Genomic DNA, 12,569 nt, shown 5'->3' with positions numbered 1-12,569 from the left:
GCGGCGTAGTTTACGCGATCAACCCAGTGTCGTCAGTACCAGCCTCTTCGCCGGTAAACCACTAATCATGCTTTTTCATCAGGTGCGGCGACAGGTTCAGCTCGCGCCCGCGGCGCAGGCGAATGCGGCTGCGTCGCCAGAAGCGCACGCCAAGGTACAGCAGCAACAGCCCGCCCACGGCCAGGATGATGGCGAGCGGGCGGTTGGCATTGAGTTCGGCCAGGGCGGTGTAGTTGCCAAGCAGCCCGGCGATGCCGGCCATGGCCAGCAGCACGCCGAGCGTGGCGATCAGGGCCGACAGCCCGGCGGCAATACGAGCACCCCAGTTACGCGGTTCACGCGGGCGCAGACGCTTGGCGTCGAAACTGCCTTTGAGCTTCATTCCAGTTTCCTCTGTGGACATCCGGAATTCGACCTGGGCCCGGCCCTCGGGTTCCGCCCGGCTGCCGGGCGGTCATCACAACGTCAGCTCAGATCAGGCTGGCGGTAGGGGCGACACAGGCGAAGTTGTCGGCCATCACGGCCATTTCACACGCGTGGATCTGCGCGGCTGGGATCACCTGATCCTTGAGCGCCAGGTCGCGGGTTGCCGAGGCGTCTTCCACCAGGGTGCAACGATAACCATAGTCCTTGGCGCGGCGTACAGTGGTGCTGACGCTGGAGTGGCTCATGAAACCGCACACGATCAGGTCCAGGTGCCCCAGCGCCTGCAGGGTGTCGTGCAGCTTGGTGTTCTTGAAGGCGTTGGGCATGCGCTTTTCGATGATGATTTCACCTTCGCGCGGCTCCAGGCCGGGGATGAACTGGCCGGCCGGGCCCTGCGGGTCGAAGCGGCCGCCTACGGTACCGAGGTGGCGAACGTGGATGATCGGACGGCCGGCCTTGCGGGCGGCGTCGAGCAACCGGGCGATGTTGGCCACGGCCTCGTCCATGCCCGACAGTTGCAGAGGACCGCTCAGGTATTCCTTCTGCGCATCGATGATGATCAGGCTGGCTTGGCTCAGCTTGGCCGGCGGGTAGTCGCGGCCAGTGAGGCGGAACATCGTGGTTGGAACGGACATCAAGGGCTCCTTGGGTAGGGCTTTTGTATACCTATTCTCCCTTGCCTTGGCGTCAATGGGAATGGTTGACATCGCAAGCGGCGTGGTTACTGGCTTGTGGCCTGCCATTGGGGCATCCCGGGGAACAAATGTGCGGGTGGGGCTGTTAGACTTTTGTACGGTCTGAATTAGGAGTACCCCGTGATCACATCTCGTCTGCGCACGTTGCGCGACCATATCCGCTGGGCGGTCAGCCGCTTCCATGAGCACGAGCTGTTCTTCGGCCACGGCGCCGACAATGCCTGGGACGAAGCTCGCCTGCTGGTGCTGGGCGCCGTGCACCTGCCATGGGAAATCGCCGACAGCTACCTGGACTGCCAGCTCGAGGATGACGAGCGGGTACGCCTGCAGCACCTGCTCAAGCGCCGCATCGAAGAGCGGGTGCCGACTGCCTACCTGCTGGGCGAAGCCTGGTTCTGCGGCATGTCGTTCATCGTCGACGAGCGTGTGCTGGTGCCCCGTTCGCCGATCGGCGAACTGATCGAAAAGCGCTTTGAACCGTGGTTGGCGCAGGAGCCGGCACGCATCCTCGACCTGTGCACCGGCTCTGGCTGCATCGGTATCGTGGCCGCCGAGGTGTTCCCCGAGGCCGAAGTGGTGCTGGCCGACCTGTCGTTCGACGCGCTGGAAGTGGCCAACCAGAACATCGAGCGCCATGGCCTCGACGAGCGTGTGTTCACCGTGCAGGGTGATGGTTTCGCCGGCCTTCCGGGGCAGCGTTTCGACCTGATCCTGTCCAACCCGCCGTATGTCGACGCCGAGGACTTCGGCGACATGCCGGCCGAATATCACCACGAACCGGAAATGGGCCTGGCTTGCGGCAACGACGGCCTGGACCTGGTACGGCGGATGCTGGCCGAGGCGGGCGACCATCTGACCGACAAGGGTTTGCTGATCGTCGAGGTCGGCAACAGCCAGGTGCATGTCGAGGCGCTGTACCCGGAGGTGGACTTCGCCTGGCTGGAGTTCGAGCGTGGCGGGCATGGTGTGTTCATGCTCACCGCCGAGCAGTGTCGTCAGCACCAGGAGCTGTTCAAGGCTCGCGTCTGACGCTGGATTGCTGGGGCTGCTTTGCAGCCCTTTCGCGGGACAAGCCCGCTCCTGCAGGCGATCGCGAGCGGGCTTGTCCCGCGAAGCAGGCGCCGCGGTCTCAGCGTGTAGCGATCCAGATCAACAAACCCGCCTGGAACACGGCAAACGCCACCAGGCAGGTGATGGTAAAGCGCAAGCCGCTATCCTCGCGCCGATACTTGGCCACCCGCTCATCGCGTTCGCGCAGTTGCCCCTCTTTCTCCAGCAACTGCTGCTCTGCCTGCTGCAGCATGCCTGCCGCATCGAGCATGCTTATCTGCTGCACCTTTTCGGTATTCCAGCCGCCCTTGAGCTGGCTCACCGTGGTGTCGAGCGTGCGGCCCTTGAGGTGCTGCGGGTCGGCGTATTCCACTTCCATGCCGCTGGCGGTGATGAAGCGGTCGCGGCGCAGGCGGGTGTCTTCGTTCAGCGCATCCTTGTTCGGCAGCGCCATGCCTTCGACCCGGTAATTCGACCAGCGACGCTGCAGCCACTGCACGGCCTGGCCAAGCATGAAGCGGCCGAGGCCACGGTTGAGCGGCTCCAGTTGCAGGCCGCTGTCGCTGCCGAGGGTCACCAGGCGCTCGGTGTGATCCACCCGCACATCCAGCTGGTTCTGCTCCTTGCGCACTTTCTGCCCGGGCAGGCGGATTTCCATGCGCAGCAGGCTGTGGGCCTTGTCATGGCGCTCGGCATAGGCGAACTCGACGAAGCGCAATGGCCGTGCACCGCTGTTGCGGTCGGTCGGCAAGGGCGCCAGGCGCAGCAGCTGGAAGTGTTCGACGGCAAGGTCGGCCCAAGGCAGGGCGGCAGGTTCCGGGGCTTGGGGCTCTTCGGCCGGTTCGACGGCGGCGGGGGCATCGGTCATCAAGGCATTTCCTCAGATACGGGCAGGCGCTGACGGGTGCCGCTTTGCAGCCCCAATCAGCACCGATACCGCGTTATCGGCAGGTTTTGCCGATGTTTGAGGGTCAGGCCGAAGGCAACTGGTGAATGAAACTGACCACTCGCTCGCCGAGTTCCCGTGCCAGTGGCAGTTCCGGGTTGAGGTAGCTGTCACGCTGCAGGTGCATGTCCTTGGGGCTGATGCGCAGCATGTGGTTCATGCCGTCGATCAGTACCAGCTGCGCATCCGGCTTGGCTGCCTTGAGGCGTTCGGCATCGGTTACGTCGACCTGCACGTCATTGCGGCCCTGCACGATCAGCGCAGGCATCGGCAAGCGGGCGAAGGCCTGTGCCGGGTCCTGCTGGAGCAGGGTGATCAGGTAGGGCTGCACGCTGGGGCGGAACACCTGGCGCAGCGGTGCCGGCACGTCCAGGCTGGTCTGCCCGGCCTGCAGGCGGTCGAGCAGGGCGCTGCCACCTGCCAGTTGCGCCGGTGACATGCGCTGGGCCAGCTGCTCGCGCAGTACGTCCGCCAATGGCCGGCCCATGCCGGCCAGGGTGATCACCGCGCTGGCGCCGGCACGCTCGGCAGCCAGGCTGGCGATCAGCGCCCCTTCACTGTGGCCAACCAGGATCAGCGGGCCGAAACGTGGGTCGGCCTTGAGCTTGCGGCTCCAGGCCACCACGTCGTCGACGTAGCGCTGCACACTGAGGTCGCGCTCATCGGGCGTGGCCGGCTGGCTGGCCGCCACCCCACGCTTGTCGTAGCGCACGCTTGCGATGTGCTCGTTGGCCAGCACCAAGGCCAGGCGCTTGAGGTTGTCGACGCGCCCCGAGGCCGGGTTGTTGCCGTCGCGGTCGGTGGGGCCGGAGCCGGCGATGATCAGTACCACAGGCGGGGGCGTGGCCTGTTGCGGCAGCAGCAGGCTGCCGTGCAGCACACCCTGGCCTGTGTCCAGGTCGATGGGGCGTTGCAGCACGGTGGGGGCAGCGGCCTGGGCCAGGCCAGTGCACAGCAGGAGGAAGAAGGCGACCAGGCGCGACATCATGCGGTACTACAGTAGGGAGATGACGCTTTGACCCAATGTTTGCGGGAAGGTTCGCAGGCAAGGCCGAGGCTGCGCACAGATTGCCATTCCATCTGTATACTGCCCGCTTTCGTTCATCTCAGGCAGATTTCGCGGAGCGTCCATGTCCGGCAATACCTACGGCAAGCTGTTCACTGTCACCACCGCTGGCGAAAGCCATGGCCCGGCGTTGGTCGCCATTGTCGATGGTTGCCCACCTGGCCTGGAAATCTCCCTCGCCGACCTGCAGCACGACCTTGACCGGCGCAAGCCTGGCACCAGCCGGCACACCACCCAGCGCCAGGAAGCCGACGAAGTGGAGATCCTCTCCGGCGTATTCGAAGGCCGTACCACCGGCTGCTCGATTGGCCTGCTGATCCGCAACACCGACCAGAAGTCCAAGGACTACTCGGCGATCAAGGACCTGTTCCGCCCGGCCCACGCCGACTACACCTACCACCACAAGTACGGCATCCGCGACTACCGTGGCGGCGGCCGCAGCTCGGCCCGGGAAACTGCCATGCGTGTGGCTGCCGGCGCCATCGCCAAGAAGTACCTGGCCACCCAGGGCATCCAGGTGCGTGGCTACATGAGCCAGCTGGGCCCGATCGAGATCCCGTTCAAGAGCTGGGACTCGGTCGAGGAAAACGCTTTCTTCAGCCCCGACCCGGGCAAGGTTCCGGAGCTCGAGGCCTACATGGACCAGCTGCGTCGTGACCAGGATTCGGTCGGAGCGAAGATCACCGTGGTGGCCGAAGGAGTGATGCCAGGCCTGGGCGAGCCGATCTTCGACCGCCTCGACGCCGAGCTGGCCCATGCGCTGATGAGCATCAACGCGGTCAAGGGCGTGGAAATCGGCGCCGGTTTCGCCAGCGTTGCCCAGCGTGGTACCGAGCACCGTGACGAGCTGACCCCGGAAGGCTTCCTCAGCAACAATGCCGGCGGCATCCTCGGTGGCATCAGCTCGGGCCAGCCGATCGTCGCCCACCTGGCGCTGAAGCCGACCTCCAGCATCACCACCCCGGGCCGCTCGATCGACGTCGATGGCAACCCGGTCGAGGTGATCACCAAGGGCCGCCATGACCCGTGCGTCGGCATCCGCGCCACGCCGATCGCCGAAGCGATGATGGCCATCGTGCTGATGGACCACCTGCTGCGCCACCGCGCGCAAAATGCCGATGTGAAGGTCAACACCCCGGTGCTGGGCCAGCTCTGATTTAGCCAGGCGCGGCCTTTTCGCGGGACAAGCCCGCTCCTACATAGACCGCACAATGTCGAATTTGCGGTGATCCTGTAGGAGCGGGCTTGCCCCGCGAAGAGGCCGGTACAGGCTCACACAAGGCCCACTCCATGCCCCCGATCCCCTACTGGCGCCTGTCCAGCTTCTACCTGTGCTACTTCGCCCTGCTGGGCTCTACCGCGCCGTTCCTGGCCTTGTACTTCGACCACCTGGGGTTCTCCCCGGCTCGCATCGGTGAGCTGGTGGCCATCCCCATGCTGATGCGCTGCATCGCCCCCAACCTGTGGGGCTGGCTCGGTGATCGCAGTGGCCAGCGCCTGCTGATCGTACGCCTTGGCGCCCTGTCGACCCTGGCCACCTTCTCGCTGATCTTCTTCGGCAAGAGCTACGCCTGGCTGGCGCTGGTCATGGCGCTGCATGCGTTCTTCTGGCACGCAGTGCTGCCGCAGTTCGAAGTCATCACCCTGGCCCACCTGCATGGGCAGACCTCGCGCTACAGCCAGGTGCGCCTGTGGGGTTCGATCGGCTTCATCCTCACCGTGGTCGGCCTGGGCCGGCTGTTCGAATGGCTGAGCCTGGACATTTACCCGGTGGCCCTGGTGACCATCATGGCCGGCATCGTCGCCGCCAGCCTGTGGGTGCCCAACGCCCAGCCAGTGGAGCAGGGCGAGCGCCCGGCGGCGGGCGGCTTCCTGCGCCAGCTGACAGCGCCAGGGGTGATCGCTTTCTATATCTGCGTGGCGCTGATGCAGCTCAGCCACGGCCCGTACTACACCTTCCTCACCCTGCACCTCGAACACCTGGGCTACAGCCGTGGTGCCATCGGCTTGCTGTGGGCGCTGGGGGTAGTGGCCGAGGTGCTGATGTTCATGGTCATGAGCCGCCTGTTTGCCCGCTTCAGCGTGCAGCGGGTGCTGCTGGTCAGCTTCCTGCTGGCGGCGCTGCGCTGGCTGCTGCTGGGCAACCTGGCGGATGAGCCGGCCGTGCTGATCTTCGCCCAGCTGCTGCACGCGGCCACCTTCGGTTGCTTCCACGCCGCCTCCATCGCCTTCGTCCAGGCCAGTTTCGGTGCCCGCCAGCAAGGCCAGGGCCAGGCGCTGTATGCGGCGCTGTCGGGTACCGGCGGTGCGTTGGGCGCCTTGTATTCGGGCTACAGCTGGAAAATGCTGGGGCCGACCTTCACCTTTGGTATGGCCAGCGCCGCAGCGTTGGCGGCAGCCGTTATCATTGCCACTCGTTCGAAATCGACCAGGACCAGCAGCCGATGAGCATCCTCTGTGTTTTCCACCCGTCCAGCCCGGACTTGCCGAACAAGGTGCTGACCCACCACGACGACATCGCCGCGACTCTGGCCGAGCAGGGCGTGTGCTTCAGCCATAGCCCGCTGGAGCTGCGCGTGCGCCCGGGCAGCAGCCAGGCTGATGTGCTCGACGCCTGCCGCGGGTACCTCGACCAACTGATGACGGCCCAGGGCTGCGCGGCGTTCACGCTGCTCAACCGTGATGGCGTCGACCCGACGCAGGTTGATGTGCGTGACGAGCATGTGCACGACAGCGACGAGGTGTTCGCCGTGGTGACGGGCCGCGCACAAATTGGTCTTCGCCTGGGCGAATACGTGTATGCGGTGTTGTGCGAGAAGGGTGACCAGCTGATGCTGCCGGCAGGGACGCGGCGCTGGGTGGAGCTGGGGGACAATCCGTTCTGCCTGGCGTTGCGCCTGTTTGCCAGTGAGCAGGGTGTGCAGCTAAGGTTTACTGGGGATGCGGCTGCTCGGGCGTTTCTTGGGTTCGATGAGCTTTAGTGTCTGACCGGGCCCTGTCGCGAGCTGCGCTCGCTCCTACAAAGGTACCCCGCCATCCCTATGGGCAATGCGATACCCCTGCAGAAGCGAGCAAATCTCGCGATAGGGCCGGTACAGACAAACCTCAGCGGTAAGTCGGCAGCGCAAACCGCTGCTGACTCTGCAGCATGGAAATCACCGGCAGTTCGCTGGCCTGCTCGGCCAGGTCACGGCGAATGGCACTGATCGCCCAGGACAACTGCTCGGCACTGTGCAGCTGGCCGTAGGTCAGCACGCGACGGGTGACCTTGCCATCGGCGGCGCGCAGGGTCAGCAGCACGCCACCATCAGGGCGGGGCTGGGTGGCGACCTGGTAGGCCGAGAACACCGAGACGAATTTTTCCTGGATAAGGTCCATATCAACTCCTGACTGTTGGGTGGGCAGACGTGAGTTGATCTTTGCAGTGACCGTGCCAGAACGTGGAGACGGGGAAAGTCCAGTAAATACAGGGCTTTATGGGGTGGTTTCACAAGTGGCATCGTGCAGTCTGCAAGGTCGTGCATTTTGCACAGTGCATTTTGCACGGCTCAGGCTTTACCTATCGGCCCCATAGAATCTGAACCTTTGACCGCAATGGCATGCCTGACAAAAACTTGGGCAATCATTTATGCCAGGAGGTTCCCGATGTCCGCTCAACCCACCGCTACTGCCATGACCGAAGACGAAACCGCCGCTTTTGCCGAGCAGGTCTTCGAGCGAGCCCGCCAGGGCGACGCCGAGATGCTCGGCCGCCTGCTTGCCAGCGGCTTGCCGGCCAACTTGCGCAATCACAAGGGCGATACCTTGCTGATGCTGGCCAGTTACCACGGCCAGCATGAAGCGGTGCGGGTGCTGTTGGCCCACGGCGCCGACCCGCTGATCGCCAACGACAACGGCCAGTTGCCAATCGCCGGTGCGGCCTTCAAGGGCGATCTGGCGATGATCCGCCTGCTGCTGGAAAGCGGCGTCCCGGTGGATGCTGCCGCGCAGGACGGACGTACCGCGCTGATGCTGGCGGCGATGTTCAATCGCAGCGAGATTCTCGACTACCTGCTGGCCGAGGGTGCCGACCCGGCGCGCCAGGACGCCCGTGGCGCCACTGCGCTGATGGCGGCGCAGACCATGGGCGCGGTGGACGCCGCTGCACGCCTGCAAGCGCTGGCCGGCTAACTGCCCGGGGGCATTTGCGGCTATCCTTGGCGCCTTTTCACCCGTCGCAGGCCCCCTCATGAAAAACCAGTTGCTCGAATTCATCAGCCTCATCGGCGCCGGCTGCATGCGTGATGAGGAAATCGAGCGCATCGCCGACGAGGCCGCCCAGGCCTACGCCGACCCCGCTGCTTTCCTCGCCGCCAACCCGGACATCAACTACGACGACAGCTTCCCGATCCCGTTGGGCGAATGGGTCGTGCTCGGCAGCCTGCCCGACACTGTGGTGTTCCAGGCCGACAGTTATCAGGAGCTGTTCCAGCACATCAGCGATTCGTTTGACCAGAGCGTGCCGTTCACCCTCAAGGCCAAGCAGCTGGCGCGCACCGAGCCGCTGACCGCACTCAACCGCATCCAGGTGCAGATGGGCGCGTTGAACAAGGAGGCGGGCGGTTATGTGCTGCTCAACTTCAGCCAGCTACTGGATGACGAACTGCAGATGGTGATGGTTGGCCAGCAGGACCTGGCGCGGGTGCTGGAGCTGGGGGCAGAAGTGGGGATCAAGGTGGAGCCGGCGCTGGAGGCCTTGAAGGTCGCTGTTCACGTCTGAATACACCGTCTGCCTCTTCACGGGTTTACCCGCGAAGAGGTCGGCACAGGCATCCAGCAGCCTCAGCTCAATGCGGTATCCAGAAACATCATCACCGCAAACCCGCCCATCAACCCCAGGGTCGCCGACGTCTGATGCCCGTTACGGTGGGTCTCGGGAATCACCTCGTGGGACACCACGAAGATCATCGCCCCCGCCGCCAGCCCCATGCTGATCGGGTAGGCCAGGGCGAACCCGGTGGAAATGCCCAGGCCGATCACCGCGCCAAGGGGTTCCATCAGCCCCGAACCAATCGCCACCAGCGCAGCTTTCAGGTTCGACAGCCCGGTCGCGCGCAAGGCCAGGGCCACGGCCAGCCCCTCAGGAATGTCCTGGATGGCGATGGCGCTGGTCAGCGGCAGGCCGATGTTCATGTCGCCATTGGCGAAGCTCACCCCGATCGCCATGCCTTCGGGCAGGTTGTGCAGGGTGATCGCCAGCACGAACAGCCACACCCGGCTCAGCCGCTCGGCCTCCGGGCCGCAGGGGCCAGTGCTTTCATGCTCGTGCGGGGTGAAGCGGTCGAGGCCGAGCATCAGCAGCACACCCAGGCCCATGCCCAGCACCACGGTGAACGCCGCCGCCGGGCCGTTGCCAGTGATCGCCCGGGCGGCATCCAGGCCAGGCAGGATCAGCGAGAACGAACTGGCAGCGAGCATCATGCCGGCGGCAAAGCCGAGCATCACATCCTGGCTGCGCGCGCTGACATCGCGCAGCACCACCGCCAGAACCGCGCCCAGGGCGGTGGCGGCAAAACCGGAAAGCCCGCCGAGGGCGGCCAGGTGCAGGTTATCGGCGTGGTCGCCGCTGATGGCGTTCCAGAAGCTGGCCGCCAGCAGCGCGATCACCGCCAGCAGGCTCACGCCCAGGCCCGCGCTGAGCCATGGGGTGCTGATTACTTGCTGGCGCCAGGCATTCAGCAAGGAGGGTGGAGTGGCGCTTTGGCTGTGGGCGGGGGGCATACGAACCTCGAATCCATGAATGCTTGCAGTTTATGCAGTGACCTGCGCGGCTGGCCAAGGATTCCCTTTTATGGCCCCGATAGAGGACTATGCTCAGCAACAGCCTTTCAAGGAGAACGTGGCAATGGGCTCTACATTCAATGGCCTGGTCGGCCTGATCATCCTCGCCCTGGACATCTGGGCAATCCTCAATGTGATCAAGAGCGGCAGCGAAGTGGGGATCAAGGTGCTGTGGATTCTGCTGATTGCCCTGTTGCCAGTGATCGGCCTGGTGATCTGGGCGATTGCCGGGCCGCGGGGTAATGTCCGTATATGAAAGCCGCGTCCCAGACAAAATCAGCAATAGTAACGTGACAAAATTTTCACATTGGATTAAACAGAATCCGCTCCCGCATAATGCTTGCGTTGGGCCAGCCCCAACGCCATCTCCGCAAACCGCAATCCTAGGACCTTCCCATTCATGGCTAACACGGATGCCTTGAGGCAACAGGGCGCGCGAGCGTTCACGCCGACCTTGAAATCGCACTTGGCCTATACGCTGCTCAGCGGCCTGGTGATCATGTTGATGCTCAGCCTGGTGCGCCTGGCGCTGCTGGTCTACAACAGCGACATGATCGGCGACACCCCTTACTCGACCGTCGCCGAAGGCTTCTTCAACGGGTTGCGCTTCGACCTGCGGGTGGTGGTGTACCTGAGCATTCCGCTGCTGCTGGCAATGTTGAGCCCCTGGCTCATGGCCCGGCGCGGGCTGTTCCGCTTCTGGCTGACCGTCGCCTCGAGCGTGGTGATGTTCCTCGGCCTGATGGAGATGGACTTCTACCGTGAGTTCCACCAGCGTCTCAACGGCCTGGTCTTCCAGTACATCAAGGAAGACCCGAAGACCGTGCTGAGCATGCTCTGGTACGGCTTCCCGGTGGTTCGCTATCTGCTGGCCTGGGCCTTTGGCACCTGGCTGCTGAGCCTTCTGTTCAAGGGCATCGACCGCCTGACCCGGGGTACCGGCGAACAGCGCGTGGCGCCATGGTACGCCCGCGTGGCAGTGTTCATGGTGATTCTGCTGGTGGCGGTGGTCGCCGCCCGTGGCACCCTGCGCCAAGGCCCGCCGATGCGTTGGGGTGATGCTTTCACCACCGACTCCAACTTCGTCAACCAGTTGGGCCTGAACGGCACCCTGACCCTGATCGACGCTGCCAAGAGCCGCTTCGGCGAAGACCGCGCCAATATCTGGAAGCCGGTGCTGAAGCAGGAGCTGGCCACCGAGACCGTGCGCAAGCAGCTGCTGACTGCCAACGACACCCTGGTCGACGCCGACGAGGCCGCCGTACGCCGCGATTTCGTGCCGCCGGCTGACCGCACCCTGCCGATCAAGAACGTCGTGGTGATCCTCATGGAAAGCTTCGCCGGTCACTCGGTAGGCGCCCTGGGCAGCCCGAACAACATCACCCCGTACTTCGACAAGCTGGCCAAAGAAGGCCTGCTGTTCGACCGCTTCTTCTCCAACGGCACCCATACCCACCAGGGCATGTTCGCCACCATGGCTTGCTTCCCCAACCTGCCAGGCTTCGAATACCTGATGCAGACCCCTGAGGGTGGCCACAAGCTGTCGGGCCTGCCGGCGCTGCTCAGTGCCCGTGACTACGATGACGTCTACGTCTACAACGGCGACTTCGCCTGGGACAACCAGTCCGGGTTCTTCGGCAATCAGGGCATGACCACGTTCATTGGCCGTAACGACTTCGTCAACCCGGTGTTCTCCGACCCGACCTGGGGCGTGTCCGACCAGGACATGTTCGACCGCGGCAACGAGGAACTGGCCAAGCACGACCAGAAGAAGCCGATCTACGCGCTGCTGCAGACCCTGTCCAACCACACGCCTTACGCGCTGCCGAGCAACCTGCCGGTCGAGAAGGTCACCGGGCAAGGTCGCCTGGACGAGCACCTGACTGCCATGCGCTACTCCGACTGGGCGCTGGGCCAGTTCTTCGAGAAGGCGCGTAAAGAGCCGTACTTCAAGGACACCCTGTTCGTGATCGTCGGCGACCACGGCTTCGGCAACCAGCAGCAGGTCACCGAGCTGGACCTGGGCCGCTTCAACGTGCCGCTGCTGCTGATCGCGCCGGGCATCCAGGAGAAGTTCGGTGCGGTCAACCACACGGTGGGTACCCAGGTCGACATCGTGCCGACCATCATGGGCCGCCTGGGTGGCGAGACCCGTCACCAGTGCTGGGGCCGCGACCTGCTCAACCTGCCTGAGGGCGACCCGGGCATCGGCATGATCAAGCCGTCGGGCAGCGAGCAGATCGTCGGCTTGGTCAAGGGCGACCACCTGCTCATCGAGTCCAAGGACATGAGCCCGCGCATGTACCGCTACCAGCTGGGTAGCGAGTTCAAGGCCGAACTGATCGAAAGCCCTGAGCAGCCGCAGATGCTGCAGCAGCTCGAGGCCTTCATCCAGACCGCGACCAAGAGCTTGCTGGACAACACCGCCGGTGTTGTTCACGCTACGCCAAAGAAATAAGCATCATGTAGCAAACAGAAAGGGCCGCATTGCGGCCCTTTTCTGTTGCAGGAACGAATCCCCAGGCCCAAGGTCTGCATTAACAGGTGTCACACACCGGGTGTTCTT

At 64.2% G+C, this 12,569-nt stretch carries 14 protein-coding genes; 8 read left to right on the top strand and 6 right to left on the bottom strand.

The genetic code is table 11. The features are described 5' to 3' along the window. Nucleotides 1-61 precede the first annotated feature (61 nt). Both ACOKS3_RS21755 and ACOKS3_RS21750 read right to left on the bottom strand, forming a co-directional pair. Nucleotides 62-382: a hypothetical protein gene (locus ACOKS3_RS21755; protein WP_103449649.1), complete on the bottom strand. Its 321-nt coding sequence runs from the start codon at nt 380-382 to the stop codon at nt 62-64. A gap of 88 nt (nt 383-470) precedes the next feature. Next, nucleotides 471-1,061: a cysteine hydrolase family protein gene (locus ACOKS3_RS21750; RefSeq protein ID WP_103449650.1), complete on the bottom strand. Its 591-nt coding sequence runs from the start codon at nt 1,059-1,061 to the stop codon at nt 471-473. A gap of 180 nt (nt 1,062-1,241) precedes the next feature. On the opposite strand from ACOKS3_RS21750, the gene prmB reads away from it, so the two are divergent. Beyond that, nucleotides 1,242-2,150, top strand: a complete 909-nt coding sequence (gene prmB, locus ACOKS3_RS21745) for a 50S ribosomal protein L3 N(5)-glutamine methyltransferase (protein WP_103449651.1) — start codon at nt 1,242-1,244, stop codon at nt 2,148-2,150. A 100-nt stretch (nt 2,151-2,250) separates the two neighbouring features. On the opposite strand, the gene ACOKS3_RS21740 is transcribed toward prmB, so the two are convergent. Next, the gene (locus ACOKS3_RS21740) at nt 2,251-3,039 is read right to left on the bottom strand and encodes a hypothetical protein (RefSeq protein ID WP_422763014.1); all 789 of its coding nucleotides are present in this window, start codon (nt 3,037-3,039) and stop codon (nt 2,251-2,253) included. Between the two features lie 103 nt (nt 3,040-3,142). Next, nucleotides 3,143-4,105, bottom strand: a complete 963-nt coding sequence (locus ACOKS3_RS21735) for an alpha/beta hydrolase (RefSeq protein WP_422763015.1) — start codon at nt 4,103-4,105, stop codon at nt 3,143-3,145. Between the two features lie 142 nt (nt 4,106-4,247). Between ACOKS3_RS21735 and aroC the strand changes: the two genes are divergently transcribed. The 3 genes from aroC (at nt 4,248) to ACOKS3_RS21720 (ending at nt 7,164) form a co-directional block, all read left to right on the top strand. After that, entirely contained in the window at nt 4,248-5,339 is a 1,092-nt protein-coding gene (gene aroC / locus ACOKS3_RS21730; protein ID WP_103449654.1) for a chorismate synthase, read from the top strand. A gap of 134 nt (nt 5,340-5,473) precedes the next feature. Continuing rightward, nucleotides 5,474-6,631: an MFS transporter gene (locus ACOKS3_RS21725; RefSeq protein ID WP_103449655.1), complete on the top strand. Its 1,158-nt coding sequence runs from the start codon at nt 5,474-5,476 to the stop codon at nt 6,629-6,631. Further along, nucleotides 6,628-7,164 (top strand): oxidase, encoded by a 537-nt coding sequence (locus ACOKS3_RS21720; RefSeq protein ID WP_422763016.1) that lies wholly within the window; start codon nt 6,628-6,630, stop codon nt 7,162-7,164. The genes ACOKS3_RS21725 and ACOKS3_RS21720 overlap by 4 nt, the downstream gene beginning before the upstream one ends. Before the next feature lie 124 nt (nt 7,165-7,288). Here the strand turns inward: ACOKS3_RS21720 and ACOKS3_RS21715 are convergent, their stop codons facing one another. Next, nucleotides 7,289-7,561 (bottom strand): DUF3509 domain-containing protein, encoded by a 273-nt coding sequence (locus ACOKS3_RS21715; RefSeq protein ID WP_027596016.1) that lies wholly within the window; start codon nt 7,559-7,561, stop codon nt 7,289-7,291. Between the two features lie 267 nt (nt 7,562-7,828). Between ACOKS3_RS21715 and ACOKS3_RS21710 the strand changes: the two genes are divergently transcribed. Continuing rightward, a complete protein-coding gene (locus ACOKS3_RS21710; protein ID WP_103449894.1) occupies nt 7,829-8,353 on the top strand; it encodes an ankyrin repeat domain-containing protein in 525 nt (174 codons plus the stop codon). 58 nt (nt 8,354-8,411) lie between these two features. Beyond that, nucleotides 8,412-8,942 carry a hypothetical protein gene (locus ACOKS3_RS21705; protein WP_103449657.1) on the top strand — a complete coding sequence of 177 codons (531 nt, stop codon included), beginning with the start codon at nt 8,412-8,414 and terminating at the stop codon, nt 8,940-8,942. 62 nt (nt 8,943-9,004) lie between these two features. Here ACOKS3_RS21705 and ACOKS3_RS21700 read toward each other — a convergent pair whose 3' ends face one another. Then, nucleotides 9,005-9,943 (bottom strand): ZIP family metal transporter, encoded by a 939-nt coding sequence (locus ACOKS3_RS21700; protein ID WP_422763017.1) that lies wholly within the window; start codon nt 9,941-9,943, stop codon nt 9,005-9,007. A gap of 124 nt (nt 9,944-10,067) precedes the next feature. On the opposite strand from ACOKS3_RS21700, the gene ACOKS3_RS21695 reads away from it, so the two are divergent. Both ACOKS3_RS21695 and ACOKS3_RS21690 read left to right on the top strand, forming a co-directional pair. Next, nucleotides 10,068-10,259, top strand: a complete 192-nt coding sequence (locus tag ACOKS3_RS21695) for a PLDc N-terminal domain-containing protein (RefSeq protein WP_027919512.1) — start codon at nt 10,068-10,070, stop codon at nt 10,257-10,259. Nucleotides 10,260-10,403: 144 nt separating this feature from the next. Then, nucleotides 10,404-12,461, top strand: coding sequence for an LTA synthase family protein (locus ACOKS3_RS21690; RefSeq protein ID WP_103449659.1), 2,058 nt, complete (start codon nt 10,404-10,406; stop codon nt 12,459-12,461). Nucleotides 12,462-12,569 lie beyond the last annotated feature (108 nt).

It is taken from the genome of Pseudomonas sp. HS6-2, from assembly GCF_049325675.2.
Taxonomy (GTDB): domain Bacteria; phylum Pseudomonadota; class Gammaproteobacteria; order Pseudomonadales; family Pseudomonadaceae; genus Aquipseudomonas; species Aquipseudomonas putida_N.
Note: the sequence above shows the minus strand (reverse complement) of the source record. Positions and strands in the feature narration are given on the sequence as shown.

Coding starts and splice junctions, on each gene's coding strand:
- ACOKS3_RS21750 (WP_103449650.1), bottom strand. CDS start 1,061: ATGTCCGTTCCAACCACGATGTTCCGCCTCACTGGCCGCGACTACCCG.
- ACOKS3_RS21700 (WP_422763017.1), bottom strand. CDS start 9,943: ATGCCCCCCGCCCACAGCCAAAGCGCCACTCCACCCTCCTTGCTGAAT.
- ACOKS3_RS21690 (WP_103449659.1), top strand. CDS start 10,404: ATGGCTAACACGGATGCCTTGAGGCAACAGGGCGCGCGAGCGTTCACG.
- ACOKS3_RS21755 (WP_103449649.1), bottom strand. CDS start 382: ATGAAGCTCAAAGGCAGTTTCGACGCCAAGCGTCTGCGCCCGCGTGAA.
- ACOKS3_RS21710 (WP_103449894.1), top strand. CDS start 7,829: ATGTCCGCTCAACCCACCGCTACTGCCATGACCGAAGACGAAACCGCC.
- ACOKS3_RS21695 (WP_027919512.1), top strand. CDS start 10,068: ATGGGCTCTACATTCAATGGCCTGGTCGGCCTGATCATCCTCGCCCTG.
- ACOKS3_RS21725 (WP_103449655.1), top strand. CDS start 5,474: ATGCCCCCGATCCCCTACTGGCGCCTGTCCAGCTTCTACCTGTGCTAC.
- ACOKS3_RS21705 (WP_103449657.1), top strand. CDS start 8,412: ATGAAAAACCAGTTGCTCGAATTCATCAGCCTCATCGGCGCCGGCTGC.
- ACOKS3_RS21715 (WP_027596016.1), bottom strand. CDS start 7,561: ATGGACCTTATCCAGGAAAAATTCGTCTCGGTGTTCTCGGCCTACCAG.
- aroC (WP_103449654.1), top strand. CDS start 4,248: ATGTCCGGCAATACCTACGGCAAGCTGTTCACTGTCACCACCGCTGGC.
- ACOKS3_RS21735 (WP_422763015.1), bottom strand. CDS start 4,105: ATGATGTCGCGCCTGGTCGCCTTCTTCCTCCTGCTGTGCACTGGCCTG.
- ACOKS3_RS21720 (WP_422763016.1), top strand. CDS start 6,628: ATGAGCATCCTCTGTGTTTTCCACCCGTCCAGCCCGGACTTGCCGAAC.
- ACOKS3_RS21740 (WP_422763014.1), bottom strand. CDS start 3,039: ATGACCGATGCCCCCGCCGCCGTCGAACCGGCCGAAGAGCCCCAAGCC.